Consider the following 17696-nt stretch of genomic DNA (forward strand, 5'->3'; position numbering starts at 1 on the left):
CGGAGAGGGGGCATTTCATGCACGGTCCGGCAAGGTCTCGGCGTTCTTTCCTTGTGGTCAAGGCTATCGGAGCTATGATCTGGCTTCGATACAAACCAGCGGGAGAGCGACCATGGCAGATTCACCATCCAATATTGCGAAGCGGAGCGTCGTCGTAGACGGTTTTACCAATAGTGTTCTGGACCCGTCCGAACCGATGTTGGGTCCATTGCAGAATGGCGGCACGATCATCGCCAATACCGCGCCAGGTTGCTGGGGGCCGATGATTACGCCGCGTCTCCGCGGTGGACACGAAGTGACCAAGCCAGTCTATATTGAGGGCGCAGAGGTTGGCGACGGTGTTGTCATCCGCATTCGCGATATTTCCGTAACCTCATTGGCAACAGCGTCCGGTCACGACGCCGTTTCGAACAAATATTGTCTCGGCGATCCGTTTGTTGCGGCGCGCTGCCCTGTCTGTGAAGAAGTTTGGCCCGAAACGCATATTGAAGGCGTGGGACAGGATTCCGTGCGCTGCAACAAATGCGGAACGGCGATCAAGCCATTCGAGATTGTGCATGGTTACACGGTGGTGTTCGACGAAGCGCAGGATGTTGGCCTGACGGTCAACAAGGACGCTGCGGAACGCATCGCCAAGAATGCCAATCACTATGCGTCGCTACCTGATCAATCGGTGCAGCACTCCGTGTTGAACTACGCTCCGGCTGATCTCGTCGGCGCCATTGTGCGCATGCGCCCATTTCTTGGGCAGCTGGGCACAACCCCTTCGAAGGCTATGCCGGATTCCCATAACGCTGGCGACTTCGGCGCGTTCCTTGTCGGTGCGCCGCACCCTTATGCCTTGAGCCAGGAGGAATTGCAGAAGCACAAGACCGATGGGCACATGGACATCGATGCGGTGCGCGCCGGTGCCGTTCTGGTTTGCCCCGTCAAGGTTCCAGGCGCTGGCGTCTATATGGGTGACATGCACGCTGCCCAGGGGGATGGCGAAATCGCAGGGCACACAATGGATGTGGCCGGAAGCGTCACCCTGCAGGTCGAGGTGCTGAAGAGCTACAATAATGACGGTCCCGTGCTGTTTCCGCTGCTTGAGGATCTGCCGCCATTGGCAAGGCCCTTCACGGAGGAAGAAAAGAAACGCGGTGCAAAATTGGCTCAACAGTGGGGCGTCAAAGTCGTTGAGGAAGTGGCGCCGATTTCCGTCATTGGCACGGCGGCCAATATGAACGCGGCTATTGTCAATGGCCTGGAAAGAGCGGCAAAGCTGCTGGATATGACCGTTTCGGAAGTGCGCAACCGGGCTACGATCAACGGCGCTATCGAAATCGGACGCGATCCGGGCGTAATTCAGGTGACTTTTTTAGCGCCTTTGACGAACCTTGATCAAGCCGGTCTCGGGGATATCGCGCGCCAACAATATAATCTTTAACGGCAAGTCCTGCTCGCGCTCGAAGGGTGCGGGCAGGATAAACACATATTCGAAGCCGGTCACTTGCATTCAAGATTCACACAAGCGCGGCAGACATACTATTTGTAATGGGGAAGAAAGTGATTGAAAACACAAGGCTTTCTGGATCGAATGGTGGGCGTAACAGGGATTGAACCTGTGACCCCTACAATGTCAATGTAGTGCTCTCCCGCTGAGCTATACGCCCATTCGATGTGGCGCATACACCATATCGCGTTGCGCCCGTCAATGCCCTTTTATGAAGTTTTTTCGTCTTTTTGTTGAAGACTTTTCAAAAGCCCGGAAAACCGCGCCTTGGCCAGTGATCGCCTCAGGCGGCGATCAACATTTTTTCGATTTCGTTCACCAGGTCACGCAGATGGAACGGCTTGGAAAGCACTTTCGCGTCGCGCGGGGCGTCAGAATCAGGATTCAGGGCGACGGCTGCGAATCCCGTAATGAACATTATTTTCAGGTCTGGATCGATTTCCGTCGCACGGCGCGCCAGTTCAATCCCATCCATTTCCGGCATCACGATGTCGGTCAGCAGCAGTGAGAACGGCTCTTCCTGCAGTCGTTCATAGGCGCTGGCGCCATTATCGAAGTGAGTCACGTGATAGCCGGCCTTTTCCAGTGCCTTCACGAGAAAGCGCCGCATATCGTTGTCGTCTTCAGCAAGAAGAATTCTTTTCATTGGTCCGTCCGAATTTCCCATCGTTCGCTCCAGTGCTTGGACAGCGTGAACGATTCAATTTTCCACTCTAGAAAACGCTTCTTTGGTAAATATGAAATGAATGCTCGCGCGAATGTTAATTGTTATGGCATGCATTTGGCAACAACCTGTCATTTGTGACGGGATTGCCGCAGTTTTCAGTTCGTGATCGAATTCGGCGTTCCCTGTTGGTATTTGCACCGGCGAAGCGGTTGACGTAATTTGTCGAGCCTGCCGGTGCGCTGTGTCCAGCCGCCGCAAACAAGACATGCATAGACGGATCAAAATATGAGTTTGGAGCGTGATTTCAGCCTGATACCGCCTTTCGAGGTGAATGCTCCGGCAGAGCAGCGAATTCCGTTCGTATTCAACTCGCCGCATAGCGGTCGTTATTATCCGCAATCCTTTCTGGAATTATCCCGCCTCGACAGTCTCAGCATCCGCCATTCGGAAGATTGTTATGTGGATGAGCTGTTCGCGTCTGCCGTGCGGCTCGGCGCACCGCTGCTGAAAGCCCATTTCCCGCGCGCATTTCTCGATGTGAATCGCGAAGCCTATGAGCTTGATCCGCGCATGTTCACCGAAACCTTGCCGCCCTTCATCAACAGCCAGTCGGCGCGTGTCGCCGGTGGTCTGGGCACGGTGCCGCGTCTGGTGGGCGAGGGGCAATTGATCTATCCGGGGAGAATCCCCCTTGCCGAAGCCTTTTACCGCATCGAAAGCCTCTACAAGCCCTATCACCGCACGTTGGAAGGTCTGTTGCAGTCGACCCGCGAGCGGTTCGGCTATGCGGTTCTGATCGATTGTCATTCCATGCCGGGGGGTGTGCGTCCGGGGGAGGTGGGCTCCCGCCCGGATTTCATCATTGGCGACCGATTCGGACGCTCCTGCAGCGAGCGCCTCACGCAGGCGGCCATCGAGCTGCTGCGTGAACTGGGCTATTCGGTTGCGCATAACAAACCCTATGCGGGCGGTTTCATCACCGAGCATTATGGTCGGCCAGCCGTTGCGTGCCATGCCTTGCAGATTGAGATCAATCGCAGTCTCTATGTGAACGAGCAGTCGCTGCACAAACTTGCGGGCTTCGAAACGTTATGTGGCGATCTGCATCAGTTTCTGAGCTATCTTACATCGCTTCCGGATGATTTGTTCATCGCGCCGCCGCTGGCTGCCGAATAGGTAAGGCCGCAACCAGTCCGGGTCTCATGCCGATAAAAAGAGCCGCGCTCGAGCAATACGAACGCGGCCAAAGACTAGGGAGGAAATGCCCCGAAAGGCATCGACAGGAAGACCTGTCTAGTCTTTAAGCTACGCGCTAAAGCTGGTTGCGTCAAGAAAATGCGCATCTTTTTTGGGCGAATTTTTTCTTGCTCAATAATTGAGCAAAATTAGCATGGATGCACAAGTTGCAGCCATGTCATGGAAACAGGAGGATGGGGTTGCTCATCGACAAGGCATTTTTTTCCGAAGTGGCAGCGGCAGCGGCGGCTGAAACTTTACCGCGCTTTCGTCAGTTGAACGCGGTGGACAACAAATACAGCGTCGGTTTCGACCCTGTTACCGAAGCGGACCGTGCTGCGGAGAGGGCGATTCGTGCCGTCATCGGCCACCGTTATCCGGAGCACGGCATTCTGGGCGAGGAATATGGCCCCGAAAATACTGACCGCAGCCACGTCTGGGTCATCGACCCTATCGATGGCACGCGCGCCTTCATATCGGGTTTGCCGGTCTGGGGTACGCTGGTCGGGCTGACGGTGGATGGCGATGCGCGCGCCGGGATGATGTCGCAGCCTTTCACGGGCGAGCTTTTTTATAGCGACGGCGAGGGCGCCTATCTGCTGCGTGAAGGCGATGGCGACGCGCCGCGCCGTCTTTCCGTGCGCAAGGGCGCGACACTGGCGGATGCGACGCTGTTCACCACAACGCCTGCCCTGTTCAAAGGCGAAAACCGCAAGGGGTTCGACCGCCTTGAAAGCGCTGTGCGCCTGTCGCGCTATGGTGTCGATTGCTACGCCTTTGCCATGCTTGCGGGCGGCTATGTCGATATCGTTGTCGAGTCCGGCTTGCAGCCTTACGATATCGTGGCGCTGATCCCGATAATCGAACAGGCGGGCGGCGTGGTTACGCGCCGCGATGGCGGCCCGGCGGAAGAGGCTGGCGATATCGTCGCAGCCGCCACGCCGGAACTGCACAGGGCCGCGCTTGAACTGCTGAACGGCTAAATTCTGGTGCGGGGAATCGGCGCGTTGGGCTAATTCCCCAAACCGTCTTGTCAGATGCCGGAAAATTCAGGCTCGATGGTTTCCGGCATGGTTTCTACATCCGACGAACCGGGAATGAAGGCGTCGAACGCGGCCCAGAGCTGTTCGCGATAGAAATCGGCTTCCTGCAACAGTTCGTGACGCCCGCCATCGATGGTGATCAGTGAGACATTGCGCGTGCGCGCAGCAAAGCGCTCCAGCACCGGCGTCGAGACGACGCGGTCATCGCCTGCGGCAATGATCAGCACCGGCACGCTGGGGCTTTCCTCATAGAAGTCCGGCTGATTGATGCGGCGTGCCGTTTCGAGCGCCCCCCAAACCCAGCGCACTGTCGGGCCGCCCAGCGCCAGATCGGGAAAGAGGCGCGTGATTTCCGTGTTGCGCATAAAGCGCGCGGGGTCGCTGGTCAGCGGGTTTCCCGCAAATGGCCGTGCTGTCAGCCTTTTTTTGCCGGACGCATAGAGCGTGCCGAGCCCGATGCGCCGCAGCGTGGCGGCCATGCGGCGCACAACATCATCGCTCAGTTTCTGCGCAGCAAGGCCCATGAAGGGCGCGCACAGCACCATGCGCGTAATGCGGGACGACAGGCTGCCCATCGAGGCCAGGGCCACCATGGCGCCGGAAGAATGGCCGAGAATATAGAAGGGCGGCGGGCAGTCGGGCAAAACGATGTCGATCAGAAAATGATCGAGATCTTCCTGATAATCGTCGAAACTGCGAACATAACCGCGAAGCCTGTCCGGCAGCAGCCGATGCGAGCCGCCCTGTCCGCGCCAGTCGAAGGTGGCGGCGACAAAGCCGCGCGCCGCAAGCTCGGTCATAGTCTCGAAATATTTTTCGATGAATTCGTTTCGGCCTTGGAGCACAATCACCGTGCCGCGCACAGGGCCAGTTTCCGGCTTCAGGATGCTATAACGCAATGTCCTGTCGGGATAGTCGGAATGGCTTGTGAAAAAGCCCGACCGTATTCCATGCGGAATTGGATTCGCATCGGTTTCGAACAGCAGTTCCGACATCCGTTGCGCAGCCTTTCCCGAATGATAATGCCCTGATCGTTTCCGTTATTATGCGCGAAATGATGACAAAAAGTAACCGGAAGTTCGCTTGCGAACTTCCGGCCAAAGGATCGTCAGCGGCAAGGGACGTTGCCGCCAGACGTTCCGTATTTTGAGATGGTTAGTAACGGTCGGGACGGCGTTCGCCGACGATACGTCCAGAGAAGGCGTCGACCATGACGATCACACGACGACCGTTCGGGCGTGTGGCGCGGACAAAATAGGTGTCGCGATCCCTGCGCATGTCACCGACCGCATAGCCGCGGCGTTCCAGCATACGGGTCACTTCACGCGGGCGCATCGTGTCGCGATCACCCCAGTCGGGGCGGCGGTCCGGGCGTCCGTAGCCGGGAGGCGGTGCATCCGGGCGCGGCGGGCGGGGGCGATAACCATCATTGTCGTAATACTGAACCTGGACGCGCAAGCCCGAGCTGTCTGCAAGGGAAGGGGTCGCAAAGCCAGTAGCGACGGTGGCAAGTGCGGCAAAAGCGAGAACAGCTTTTTTCATAACCGTGATCCTTAATAGAACCTGTCGAGTGACAGGCATGACGGGACATTAGCCCCAAGCAAATGAACGCTCGTGGAAGATGATGTTCATTTTGGGTTCAGGTCGTGCGTTGCCCCCAAAAAAGTAGCCCGCTACGGATCAGGAGTTGTTACGCGAAGTGACATGCCGTGTAGGCAATGCCGGAACGGTTCTTGTTTGAAAACGGCCTTGAAAAGCAAAACAGCCATTCCCAAATGAGTTTTGCGGTCGCCACAAAGGGGCCGCCGGCATAAAGGAATTCGCCAATAAGGGAGTTTCGCCGCCATGTATGATCCCGGACACCGCAAAGCGGTTTTTAGACAAGGATCATACCGAACCATGCATCATGTCGCTCTAAAGGAGGGCTAACACATGCGTCACGTAGATTTTTCCCCGCTTTATCGTTCCACGGTTGGTTTCGACCGGCTTTTCACCATGCTTGATTCGCTCGCTTCGCCGGAAGGTAGCCAGTCCTATCCGCCGTATAATATCGAGCGCACCGGTGAGAACACCTATCGTATCACCATGGCCGTCGCGGGCTTTTCCGAAAGCGAACTCGAAATCGAAGCCCATCGCAACCAGCTGACCGTGAAGGGCCAGAAGGCTGACGAAAAGGCGTCCGATATCGGTGAAGTGCTTTATCGCGGTATTGCTTCGCGTGCTTTCGAGCGCCGCTTCCAGCTTGCCGATTTTGTCGAAGTCGCTGGTGCAAGCCTCAAGAATGGCCTTCTGCACATCGACCTCAAGCGCGAGATTCCTGAACAGATGAAACCGCGCAAGATCGAAGTCGCCAAGGCTGGTTCCGACAGCGCTCAGCAGATCGAAGCGAAAACCGCGCACTAATCGCGGATAAGCCTATAGATATGAGAAAGGCGGCGCTGCAAAGCGCCGCCTTTTTTGTTTAAGCGATCATGTCGCCGAACCGATCCACATCTTCTTCCGTATTGGCGAAGCTGGTCACGAAGCGGGCGAAAATCTCGCCCTCGCTGATGCGGTTTTCTTCCGAATGCGGCGGGTTCCAGTCGTAGAAGATCGCTCCGGCATTACGCAGGCGGTCGTAAACCGACTGTTTCATGATGGCGAAGACTTCATTGGCTTCGGGCTTCCAGGCAAGGCGCATCTGGCTTGAGGCGTTGATGTGTCCGGCGAGTCGGGCCGCCAGCGCGTTCGAATGACGCGCCAGTTCCAGCCAGAGGTCGTCCTGCAGATAGGCGTCGAACTGGGCCGCGACGAAACGCGTTTTGGAGAAGAGCTGCGCCGCGCGCTTGCGAATGAACGGTAGGTCCTTGGCGCGTGCCGGGTCCATAAAGACCAGCGCTTCCGCGCACCAGCAGCCATTCTTGGTGCCGCCGAAGGAGACGATATCGACGCCCTGTTTCCAGGTCATTTCAGCCGGGGTCAGGCCCAGTGTAACCAGCGCATTGGCGAAGCGGGCGCCATCCATATGCAGCGGCAGACCGGCATCGCGGCAGATTTTGGAAATGGTGGCGATTTGTTGCGGTTGATAGAGCGTGCCGACTTCCGTAGCCTGCGTGATGCTGACGGCCATCGGCTGTCCGGCATGGACGAAAGCCGGGTTGAAGCGCTTCAGTTCGCGCTTGAGAAGCTCGGGGTCGATACGGCCCAATGCGCCATCGATCGGATGCAGCCGCGCGCCGCCGGTGAAATATTCAGGCGCGCCGCATTCATCCTCGATGACATGCGCTTCGCGGTGCACCAGCGAAACGCCGCCCGGACGGTTGACGCTGGCCAGCGCCAGCGAGTTGGCGGCCGTTCCGGTTCCGACGAAAAAGACGGCCACTTCGCGCTCGAACACCTCGTTGAAACGTTGTTCAACGCGCTTGTCGAGTTCGCTCGCGCCATAGGCGGCGGCAAAACCGGCTGCATGCAGCGAAAGGCTTTCGGCGATTTTCGGATGGGCGCCCGCCCAGTTGTCTGAAGCAAAATGCACGGTTGTCTCCACTCGCAACGATTCCAGTGTGTCAGCGACAGCTGCTGCCGACTGTCTATAACGGGACTTGAGAAAGGCGATAATACTGAAAATGATGAAAAAACGGACGCGGCCTGTCACTTTTCCATGCTTTGTGCGTTCACCTTAAGCCGCGCCAAACTGACGCAATAAGCCGTATGCGCAATTAAAAGTCTCAAAGATATGGGCATGCGACATTTTATTACGGAAGTTGCTGAGAAAAATTGCGTTTCCATCTTGTGAGGCAATTTGAATTCTGTCATACGTAATTAGGACAGCAATGCTGTCCAATTAGAAGCTGAGGCAGACGGAAAACATGGGTTGAACCCCGCGCCGCCGGTTTCAGAAATAAAAGCGCTGTGCTGGCAGGCCAATGGCCTGACGGTAACCGGCGCTCCGACTGTGACAGGGGAGATTCGAGTGCGCCTTTATCTGGCGGGCTGGGTGTCGTCTGTCCGAGCCTGATGAGAATAAGGCGCTAAACATCGTTCCTCGCATCGGCTTTGCCCGCTTGGCTCTGCCATTTGCCCGGAACCTCGTCCAACGCCTTGTCGATAAGGCTTTCCATAGAATGAATACACCAGCGAGATGGTTGTCACCATCTCGGTATATACTGATCGCGCGCCTCATGAAGAGGGCCAAACGGAGGGAATGACGATGACGCATTTGACGCCATCTGTAACGAATGTGGTTTCTCACAACGTGCAGAACGAAAACGTCAAAGCTGCGACGACGGCTTCCACCCGAACGACGCGAAAAACTAAGGCGGCGGGTGTCCCGCCAGCTCAAGGTCTCTACGATCCGCGCAACGAACATGATGCGTGCGGCGTTGGCTTCATTGCCCATATGAAGGGCAAGAAGTCGCATGAGGTCGTGGAAAACGGCCTCAAGATGCTGGAAAACCTCACTCATCGCGGCGCCGTGGGCGCTGATCCGCTGATGGGCGACGGCGCTGGCATTCTCGTACAGATTCCAGATCGCTTTTTCCGCGAGGAAATGGCGCGGCAGGGCATCGACCTGCCGCAGCCGGGCCATTATGGCGTGGGTTACCTATTCATGCCGCGCGACGCCCAGCTGCGCGCCCATGCGGAAGAAATCGTCAAGGAAGTGATCGCTGCCGAAGGCCAGCAGTTCATCGGATTCCGTGAAGTGCCGGTCGATAATTCGTCGCTGTCGAAGGCGCCGGATATTGCCGCGACCGAACCATTCCATGTTCAGGTTTTCATCGGGCGCAACCCGATGCTCGAAACCGACGACGAGTTCGAACGTCGCCTGTTCGTGCTGCGCAAGGTCATTTCCAACCGCATCTATCAGGAAAATGACGGCGACGATAACGGCTTTTATGTCGTGTCCATGTCGGCGCGCACGGTCGTCTATAAGGGCATGTTCCTGGCTTATCAGGTCGGCGCCTATTATAACGATCTGCGCGATCCCCGCTTCGAAAGCGCGGTGGCGCTGGTTCATCAGCGTTTCTCGACCAACACCTTCCCCTCCTGGCGTCTGGCTCACCCTTACCGCATGGTTGCGCATAACGGTGAAATCAACACGCTGCGCGGCAATGTGAACTGGATGGCGGCGCGTCAGGCTTCGGTCGATAGCGAACTGTTCGGCAACGACATTTCCAAGCTCTGGCCGATTTCCTACGAAGGCCAGTCGGATACGGCCTGCTTCGACAATGCGCTCGAATTTCTGCATCAGGGCGGCTACAGCCTCGCCCATGCGATGATGATGCTGATCCCGGAAGCATGGTCCGGCAACAAGCTGATGTCGGATGACCGCCGCGCCTTCTACGAATATCACGCTGCCCTGATGGAGCCATGGGACGGTCCTGCCGCCGTGGCCTTCACCGACGGTCGCCAGATCGGCGCGACGCTGGACCGTAACGGCCTGCGTCCGGCCCGTTACATCGTGACCGACGACGATTTCGTCATTCTGGCTTCGGAAGCTGGCGTTCTGCCGGTGGACGAAAAGAAGGTCGTCAAGAAGTGGCGTCTTCAGCCGGGTCGTATGCTGCTCATCGATATGGAAGAGGGCCGCATCGTTTCCGACGATGAAATCAAGTCGCAGATCGCGCAGAAGCATCCCTACAAGCAGTGGCTTGGCAACACCCAGCTCATTCTGGAAGACCTCAACCCGGTCGAACCGCGTGCGTTGCGCAAGGATGTGAGCCTGCTCGACCGCCAGCAGGCCTTCGGCTACAGCCAGGAAGACACCAAAATCCTGATGTCGCCGATGGCGACCACCGGTCAGGAAGCTATCGGCTCGATGGGCACGGATACGCCGATTTCGGCCATGTCCGACAAGTCGAAGTTGCTGTTCACCTATTTCAAGCAGAACTTCGCGCAGGTCACCAACCCGCCGATTGATCCTATCCGTGAAGAACTGGTGATGAGCCTCGTCTCCTTCATCGGTCCGCGCCCGAACATTTTCGACCTGATCGGCAATTCGCGTCGCAAGCGTCTGGAAGTGCGCCAGCCGATCCTGACCAATGGCGATCTGGAAAAGATCCGCTCCATCGGTCATACGGAAGATCGTTTCGACACCAAGACGCTCGACATCACCTATAATACGGGTGAGGGTGCAGCCGGTATGCATGGCGCCATCGAGCGTCTGTGCGACCGCGCCGAAGCGGCTGTTCATGGCGGCTACAACATCGTCATCCTGTCCGACCGTCAGGTCGGTCCGGACCGCATTCCGATCCCGGCTCTGCTGGCGACGGCTGCCGTGCATCATCATCTGATCCGCAAGGGTCTGCGTACCTCGGTCGGCCTCGTGGTTGAATCGGGCGAACCGCGCGAAGTGCATCACTTCGCCTGCCTTGCCGGTTATGGTGCGGAAGCGATCAACCCGTATCTCGCTTTCGACACGCTGCTCGACATGCATCGCCGTCGCGAATTCCCGCCGGAAGTCGATGAATATGAAGTGGTCAAGCGCTACATCAAGTCGATCGGCAAGGGCATTCTCAAGGTCATGTCCAAGATGGGCATCTCGACTTACCAGTCCTATTGTGGCGCGCAGATTTTCGATGCGGTCGGCTTGCAGTCGAGCTTCGTCGACAAGTTCTTTTTCGGCACGGCCACCAGCATCGAAGGTGTTGGTCTGGACGAAATCGCGGAAGAGACCGTGCGCCGTCACACCGATGCCTTCGGTAACGACCCGGTTCTGTTGACCTCGCTCGAAGTCGGCGGCGAATATGCCTACCGTATGCGCGGCGAGGCGCATTTGTGGTCGCCGGATGCGGTTGCCAAGCTGCAACATGCAGTGCGCACTTCGAACCCGGACACCTTCACCGAATATACCAGCATGCTCGACTCCAAGTCGGCGCAGGCCAAGACCATTCGCGGCCTGTTCGATATTCGCTTCGCCGAGGAACGCGGCCTCAAGCCGGTTTCCATTGATGAAGTTGAACCGGCGGTCGATATCGTCAAGCGCTTCTCGACGGGCGCCATGTCCTTCGGCTCGATCTCCAGAGAGGCGCATACCACGCTGGCGCGCGCGATGAACGCCATTGGCGGCAAGTCGAACACGGGTGAAGGTGGCGAAGAGCCAGATCGTTTCTATCCGCTGCCGGACGGCAAGCCGAACCCGGAACGCTCTGCGATCAAGCAGGTGGCGTCGGGCCGTTTCGGTGTGACGACGGAATATCTGGTCAACTCCGATCTGATCCAGATCAAGGTTGCGCAGGGTGCAAAGCCGGGCGAAGGCGGTCAGCTGCCGGGTCACAAGGTCGATGCGACCATCGCCAAGACCCGTCACTCGACGCCTGGCGTTGGCCTCATTTCGCCGCCGCCCCACCATGACATCTACTCGATCGAAGATCTGGCGCAGCTGATCTACGACCTGAAGAACGTCAATCCGGCTGCCGATATTTCGGTCAAGCTGGTGTCGGAAGTGGGCGTCGGCACGGTTGCCGCCGGTGTTGCCAAGGCGCGCGCCGACCACATCACCGTATCGGGTTATGATGGTGGCACGGGCGCTTCGCCTCTCACCTCGCTGAAGCATGCCGGTAGCCCGTGGGAAATCGGCCTTGCCGAAACCCACCAGACGCTGGTGCTGAACGGGCTTCGCTCCCGCGTGGCCTTGCAGGTCGATGGTGGTTTGCGGACCGGTCGCGACGTGGTCATTGGCGCGCTGCTCGGTGCCGACGAGTTCGGTTTCTCGACAGCTCCGCTGATTGCTGCTGGCTGCATCATGATGCGTAAGTGCCATCTGAACACTTGTCCCGTCGGCGTGGCGACGCAGGACCCGGTTCTGCGCAAGCGCTTCAAGGGCACGCCGGAACATGTCATCAACTTCTTCTTCTATCTGGCGGAAGAAGTGCGTGCGCTGCTGGCCTCGATGGGCTTCACCAAGCTGGAACAGATCATCGGCGAGACCGAGCTTCTGGAAAAGCAGGTGATGATCGACCATTGGAAGGCCAAGGGTCTCGATTTCAGCCGTATCTTCTACAAGCCTGAGGCTGAAAAGCACGAGATCTACTGGACCGAGCGTCAGCATCATCCGATTGAAGACGTTCTCGACCGTAAGCTGATCGAGCAGGCCCTGCCTGCGCTCGAAGAACGCAAGCCCGTCAAGATCGACATTGGCATCAAGAACGTTGACCGTTCTGCCGGTGCCATGCTGTCGGGCGAAGTTGCCAAGCGGTTCCGCCACAAGGGTCTGCCGGACGACACCATCGCCGTCACGCTTCGCGGTACGGCTGGCCAGTCCTTTGGTGCGTTCCTGGCGCGCGGCATCTCGTTCGAGCTGATCGGCGATGGCAACGATTATGTCGGCAAGGGCCTTTCGGGTGGCCGCATCGTCATCCGTCCGCCGGAAGATACGCGTATCGTCGCCGAAGATTCCATCATCGTCGGCAATACGGTGCTTTACGGTGCGCTTGAAGGCGAGTGCTATTTCCGCGGCGTTGCAGGCGAGCGTTTCGCCGTCCGCAACTCCGGCGCGGTCACGGTTGTCGAAGGCGTGGGCGACCACGGCTGCGAATACATGACCGGCGGCGTCGTCGTGGTTATCGGTCAGACGGGTCGCAATTTCGCGGCGGGCATGTCGGGCGGTGTCGCCTATGTGCTCGACGAGGAAGGTGATTTCGCCCAGCGCTGCAATATGGCGATGGTCGAGCTGGAACCGGTGCCGGAAGAAGACGACATCCTCGAAAAGCTGCATCACCATGGCGGTGACCTCATGCATAAGGGCCGTGTGGACGTTTCGGCCAATATGACCCATCATGATGAGGAACGTCTGGTGCAGCTGATCGCCAACCATCTGCATTACACAGGCTCGACGCGGGCGAAGGACATTCTCGACAATTGGGAGAGCTATCGTCCCAAATTCGTGAAGGTCATGCCGGTCGAATACCGTCGCGCTCTGGAAGAGATGGAGCGTGCGCAGATCGGTGTCGCGGCTGAGTGATCCTGACAAGCGGAGCCCGACCTTTGGGTCGGGCGCCCTTCGCCATATGAAGAGATAACAACGTCCTGACATGCCTGCGCGTTAAAGATAACGCGGCGGACAGGGCAACTTCCGGCAAAGCAGACCATGCGCTGGTCTCAGGCCGAGGGGAGTAGAAGAATGGGTAAGGTAACTGGTTTTCTAGAGATCGACCGTCAGGTGGCAAAGTACCAGCCAGCGTCGGATCGTATCCGCCACTTCCGCGAGTTCACCATTCCGATGACGGATGGTGAAGTGCAGAAGCAAGCTGCGCGCTGCATGGATTGCGGCATTCCGTTCTGCCATGGGCCAACGGGCTGCCCGGTGCACAACCAGATCCCGGACTGGAATGATCTGGTCTATAACAACAATTGGGATCAGGCGATCCGCAACCTGCATCTGACCAATAATTTCCCGGAATTCACCGGTCGCGTCTGCCCCGCACCTTGCGAGGAAGCCTGCACGCTGAACCTCGAAGACACGCCGGTTGCGATCAAGACGGTCGAGCAGGCGCTGGGCGACAAGGCCTATGAGCTTGGCTATATCGTGCCGCAGCCTGCCGCCAACAAGACCGGCAAGTCGGTTGCCATCATCGGTTCCGGCCCGGCTGGGCTTGCTGCCGCACAGCAGCTTGCCCGTGCCGGTCACATGGTGGATGTCTATGAGCGCGAAAGCCGCCCCGGCGGTCTGCTGCGTTACGGCATTCCGGATTTCAAGATGGAAAAGCACCACATCGATCGCCGCGTGGCGCAGATGGAAGGTGAGGGCGTCCGCTTCCTGTGCGGCGTGAATATCGGCGTCGACAAGCCGCTGCGCGGTCTTCTTGATACCTATGATGCCGTGCTTTACAGCGGCGGCTCCGAAACCCCGCGCCCCGCAGGCATTCCCGGTGCCGATCTGGAAGGCGTTTTCGACGCCATGCCTTATCTGGTGCAGCAGAACCGCCGCGTCGGTCGCGAGAACATCGAATCCGTTGCATGGGCTTCGGCTCCGATCCTCGCTGGTGGCAAGCATGTCGTCGTGGTCGGCGGTGGCGATACCGCATCGGACTGCGTGGGCACGGCCTTCCGTCAGGGTGCAGTGAACGTTACGCAGCTCGATATTCGTCCGCAGCCGCCGGAAAAGGAAGACAAGCTCAGTGTCTGGCCTTATTGGGCGACCAAGATGCGCACCTCTTCAAGCCAGGCTGAAGGTGCTTCACGCGAATTTCAGGTCGCAACGCTGGAATTCATCGGCGAAGAAGGCCGCCTGACCCATGTGAAGTGCTGCCAGGTGGACGAAAAGCGCAAACCGATTGCCGGTTCGGAATTCTTCATCAAGGCCGATCTTGCATTCATTGCCATCGGCTTTGCCGGTCCGGGCGAAGACAGCGTGGTCAAGGAATTGGGCGACAAGCTCGACATCGTTACCGATCGCCGTGGCTCGAAGTCGGTCAAGGCCAATGAGCAGGACTATCGCACCAATGTCGACAAGCTCTATGCCGCAGGCGATGTGCGCCGGGGTCAGTCGCTGGTCGTCTGGGCAATCCGCGAAGGCCGTCAGGCCGCACACGCCATCGATGCTGATCTGATGGGGAGCTCGGTTTTACCTCGCTAAAGCTACGATATTTCGACCTATAAAGTGCACCGAAAACAAAAAGCCGCATCAAGATGCGGCTTTTCGTTAGAAACGGGAACAGTTTCAGTTCACAAGATCCCGGCCCTTGGTTTCAGGTGTGGTGATCATCACATAGATCGCGGGAATGGCCATCAGTGTTGCATAGACCGCAACCGCGAAGGGCGTCCCGAATATTTCGAGCAGCCATGTGCCGATGATGGGGGCGAGCGCTCCGCCGAGGACTGTGGCGACCGAATAGGATGTCGACATAGCTGTATAGCGAACACGTGCAGGGAAGAGTTCGGTAAAATAGGCCGACATGCCGCCCACGATAATTCCGTGGAAAGAGAGCGTCAGTACCGTTGCCCATGTAAGCGTCGCAGTGTCTGCGCCGGGAGGCAGGCTGAAAAGCCAGAAGCCAGCGCCGATACCGCCGACGAGCCCCACCAGCGTGACTGCCCGGCGTCCGATCCGGTCAGCGGTCGCGCCAGCGGCGAGGATGACCGCGACTTCGGCAATCGAGCCGATGAATAGTGCGCCAAGTGCTGCCTCACGTGGCACCTTGAGAAACACGGTGGCCAATACGATGAAGAATGTGGAGAAGAGGTAGAACAGCGCGCTTTCGCCAGCCTTGACGAACAGGACGCGCAGCATGTTTCCGCCCTGGGTCGAAATTGCTTCGCGCAGCGGGGCTTTGACCGGTTCGGTCTTCTGTTCTCGAAGTTGGACGAAGGCGGGCGATTCTTCGACCTTGCGACGGACCCAAAGGCCAAGACCGATCAGCAGGATGGAAGCAATGAACGGGATACGCCATGCCCATTCGACAAAGGCCTCCGATCCGAAATGGCCGATGACGGCACCGATAACGGCTGTGGCGATCACATTGCCCGCCGGTCCGCCGATCATCGGAAAGCCGGTCCAAAGCCCACGTTGTTTGGCTGGAAGACTTTCCGCAATCAGCACCAGTGCGCCAGTGGATTCACCACCAATGGCAAAGCCTTGCAGCAGGCGCATGAGAAGAAGCAGGAGCGGTGCGAACACACCGATCTGCTGGTAGGTTGGGAGCAGGCCCATTGCGACCGTCGCGCCGCCCATCAGGAATAGGCTGATGACGAGCGCCTGTTTGCGGCCGATCCTGTCACCCAGAACGCCGAAGAACCAGCCACCCGCCGGGCGGGCAATGAAGCCCACGGCCTGGGTGGACAGGGCTGCGATCAATCCGGTGATCGGATCGACAGCCGGAAAAAATGCGGTGTTGAAAACAAGCGCGGCGCAAAAGGCGAAAACCGCGAAATCATACCACTCGATGATCGTGCCGGTGCTGGCCGCGAAAAGAAGTCGTATCGACGATTTTTGCGTCTGCGCGGCGTCCACTGTCCCCGCCGGTGCTGATGTGCTCATGGGTGCTCCTCCGCTGCACAGAATTTTAAAAGCCGGTTCCTCGATACCGGCTCCCTATAATCGTATCATTTGCAACGATGTCAAGTTCATTGCAATAGCAACGTTACATATGCAATGAACTGGAGTGGCATTTTTAGGAGGTATGCAGACCGCAGGAGCGACGGGCAACGCTTAATAGTGGTGTGAACCGCCCGGGGAGCAGACGATGTTTGAGGTCTTCCGTGAACCGCAATCTTTACGATCTTCGGATGGGCCGTGTTTGTGAAAAAGCCTTTGAAATTGTTCGTCCATTCCGTGAAACTGTTTGAAATGCAAAGACTTTGTGAGGGGGTATGTAATGCGTATGGAAACGTTCTTTCCCTATCGGCTTGCGATTGTCGCGGAAGCATTTTCCCGGCAACTCGTTGCAGTCTATGGCCATAAATATGGGCTGATGCGAGAAGAATGGCGTTTCTTGTTTCTGCTTGCGGAGGCAGGGTCCATCGATTCGGTGCAGCTAGCCCAGCGCACATCGCTCGACAAGGTGCAGGTCAGCCGCGCCGCCAGTCGGCTTGAGGCAAAAGGTCTGATTGTCCGCGCCGTATCCGAAGAAGACCGGCGTTTGCGGCACTATGCCATCACGAATGCGGGACAGGCCCTGTTTCAACAAGTCTTTGGCGAGGTCGATGCCAGGGCCAATGCCATATTGGGCGCCATGTCCGAGCCGGACAGGCAGGCGCTGGAAACCGGCATTGCCGCGCTGCACAACGCCGTAAGGCAGGTGACTGCGGCAGAATAAGACGAACCCTATCGCGCGGGGTGCGCGCCGGAGAGGCGCGCAAGCCCGTCGAGAAAATGCCCGGCGTCCGGGCCCAGCTCTTTCAGGATCTCCGCCTGAAATTCGTCGGCGATCTTGCCAAGGCGATGCATCAGCGCTTCCCCCTTGGGGGTGAGGGCGAGTACAATCAATCTGCGGTCGATATTGTTATCCGACTTGTGCAGCAGGCCAGCACTTTCCAAACGCGTTGCAGCCCGGCTGACAATCGACTTGTCGAGATTGACGCGGGTGTTGATGTCGCGAATGCTGACTTCGCCGCTACGATAGAGATGCGCCAGCACGCGCCATTCGGGAATGGTCAGCCCTGCCTCGGCGGCGTAGCGTCTTGAAAACCGCTCGCTGATCCGCTGGGCCACGACACTCAGCTGATAGGGCAGGAAACTGTCGAGTTCGAACGCCATGCACGTCTCCTTTTTGCAGGAAAGGAGCAGAGTTTCATTGCAAATACAACGGAAAAACAAGCTCTGCACAAGAAGCGTTGACTT

Annotated in this window: 13 protein-coding genes and 1 tRNA gene; 7 read left to right on the plus strand and 7 right to left on the minus strand. The window is 57.9% G+C overall.

What is annotated here, in order from left to right; all coding sequences use genetic code 11:
* Positions 1-112: 112 nt before the first annotated feature.
* Positions 113-1429, plus strand: coding sequence for an acetamidase/formamidase family protein (locus tag ABWW11_RS15785; RefSeq protein WP_109367768.1), 1317 nt, complete (start codon positions 113-115; stop codon positions 1427-1429).
* Between the two features lie 151 nt (positions 1430-1580).
* Here ABWW11_RS15785 and ABWW11_RS15790 read toward each other — a convergent pair.
* Positions 1581-1655: transfer RNA gene (locus ABWW11_RS15790), tRNA-Val, on the minus strand.
* Positions 1656-1778: 123 nt separating this feature from the next.
* On the minus strand, positions 1779-2141 hold the full coding sequence (gene cpdR, locus ABWW11_RS15795) for a cell cycle two-component system response regulator CpdR (protein WP_002966536.1): 363 nt from the start codon (positions 2139-2141) through the stop codon (positions 1779-1781).
* Between the two features lie 306 nt (positions 2142-2447).
* Between cpdR and ABWW11_RS15800 the strand changes: the two genes are divergently transcribed.
* Positions 2448-3338 carry an N-formylglutamate amidohydrolase gene (locus ABWW11_RS15800; RefSeq protein ID WP_109367767.1) on the plus strand — a complete coding sequence of 297 codons (891 nt, stop codon included), beginning with the start codon at positions 2448-2450 and terminating at the stop codon, positions 3336-3338.
* A gap of 260 nt (positions 3339-3598) precedes the next feature.
* Positions 3599-4381, plus strand: coding sequence for a histidinol-phosphatase (gene hisN, locus ABWW11_RS15805; RefSeq protein WP_109368029.1), 783 nt, complete (start codon positions 3599-3601; stop codon positions 4379-4381).
* A 50-nt stretch (positions 4382-4431) separates the two neighbouring features.
* Here hisN and ABWW11_RS15810 read toward each other — a convergent pair whose 3' ends face one another.
* Positions 4432-5436, minus strand: coding sequence for an alpha/beta fold hydrolase (locus ABWW11_RS15810; RefSeq protein ID WP_109367766.1), 1005 nt, complete (start codon positions 5434-5436; stop codon positions 4432-4434).
* Positions 5437-5596: 160 nt separating this feature from the next.
* The gene (locus tag ABWW11_RS15815) at positions 5597-5983 is read right to left on the minus strand and encodes a PepSY domain-containing protein (protein ID WP_109367765.1); all 387 of its coding nucleotides are present in this window, start codon (positions 5981-5983) and stop codon (positions 5597-5599) included.
* A gap of 390 nt (positions 5984-6373) precedes the next feature.
* Here ABWW11_RS15815 and ABWW11_RS15820 point away from each other — a divergent pair, with 390 nt between their 5' ends.
* Positions 6374-6844, plus strand: coding sequence for an Hsp20 family protein (locus ABWW11_RS15820; protein ID WP_109367764.1), 471 nt, complete (start codon positions 6374-6376; stop codon positions 6842-6844).
* A 58-nt stretch (positions 6845-6902) separates the two neighbouring features.
* On the opposite strand, the gene ABWW11_RS15825 is transcribed toward ABWW11_RS15820, so the two are convergent.
* Positions 6903-7952, minus strand: coding sequence for a threonine aldolase family protein (locus ABWW11_RS15825; protein WP_109368028.1), 1050 nt, complete (start codon positions 7950-7952; stop codon positions 6903-6905).
* Positions 7953-8627: 675 nt separating this feature from the next.
* Here ABWW11_RS15825 and gltB point away from each other — a divergent pair.
* Together gltB and ABWW11_RS15835 are read left to right on the plus strand one after the other, a co-directional pair.
* Positions 8628-13379 carry a glutamate synthase large subunit gene (gene gltB / locus ABWW11_RS15830; RefSeq protein ID WP_109368027.1) on the plus strand — a complete coding sequence of 1584 codons (4752 nt, stop codon included), beginning with the start codon at positions 8628-8630 and terminating at the stop codon, positions 13377-13379.
* Positions 13380-13538: 159 nt separating this feature from the next.
* Positions 13539-14993, plus strand: a complete 1455-nt coding sequence (locus ABWW11_RS15835) for a glutamate synthase subunit beta (protein ID WP_109367763.1) — start codon at positions 13539-13541, stop codon at positions 14991-14993.
* An 84-nt stretch (positions 14994-15077) separates the two neighbouring features.
* On the opposite strand, the gene ABWW11_RS15840 is transcribed toward ABWW11_RS15835, so the two are convergent.
* Positions 15078-16394, minus strand: a complete 1317-nt coding sequence (locus tag ABWW11_RS15840; RefSeq protein ID WP_109367762.1) for an MFS transporter — start codon at positions 16392-16394, stop codon at positions 15078-15080.
* 337 nt (positions 16395-16731) lie between these two features.
* Between ABWW11_RS15840 and ABWW11_RS15845 the strand changes: the two genes are divergently transcribed.
* A complete protein-coding gene (locus ABWW11_RS15845; RefSeq protein ID WP_109367761.1) occupies positions 16732-17172 on the plus strand; it encodes a MarR family winged helix-turn-helix transcriptional regulator in 441 nt (146 codons plus the stop codon).
* A gap of 8 nt (positions 17173-17180) precedes the next feature.
* Here the strand turns inward: ABWW11_RS15845 and ABWW11_RS15850 are convergent, their stop codons facing one another.
* On the minus strand, positions 17181-17612 hold the full coding sequence (locus ABWW11_RS15850; protein ID WP_109367760.1) for a MarR family winged helix-turn-helix transcriptional regulator: 432 nt from the start codon (positions 17610-17612) through the stop codon (positions 17181-17183).
* Between the last annotated feature and the right edge of the window lie 84 nt (positions 17613-17696).

The sequence above is a fragment of the Brucella sp. NBRC 113783 genome, from assembly GCF_040372265.1.
GTDB lineage: Bacteria > Pseudomonadota > Alphaproteobacteria > Rhizobiales > Rhizobiaceae > Brucella > Brucella teleogrylli.